This window comes from Stenotrophomonas sp. SrG (genome assembly GCF_050031795.1).
GTDB classification, from domain to species: domain Bacteria; phylum Pseudomonadota; class Gammaproteobacteria; order Xanthomonadales; family Xanthomonadaceae; genus Stenotrophomonas; species Stenotrophomonas rhizophila_A.
Genome location: NZ_JBNBBE010001690.1, coordinates 1 through 231 on the forward strand (window position 1 = coordinate 1; position 231 = coordinate 231).

Below are 231 nucleotides of genomic sequence, written 5' to 3' on the forward strand. Positions count from 1 at the left end.
CCAGGTCGACCACCGAGCCCTGGTTGAGCAGCAGCAGGGTGCGGATGGGCAGGCGGGCGCGGCCGACTCCCAGCGACAGGGTGACCGGTACGACGAGGATCACGTCGAGGTTCAGAACCGGGCCACCGCTGGTCTCGTCGGACTGCAGGGTGGTTACCTGAGCAGGAGCCGGGTCGTGGGTTTCTATGTCGTCGTTCATTGCGGGTCTTCCTGGATAACGGGCGCGCGCGG

The 231-nt window shown here is 67.1% G+C and carries 1 pseudogene; it reads right to left on the reverse strand.

Features of this window, described 5'->3' with window-relative positions:
• Nucleotides 1–199, reverse strand: a pseudogene (locus tag ACQG3P_RS25120) (flagellar motor switch protein FliN); the annotation flags it as partial.
• Nucleotides 200–231: the final 32 nt, after the last annotated feature.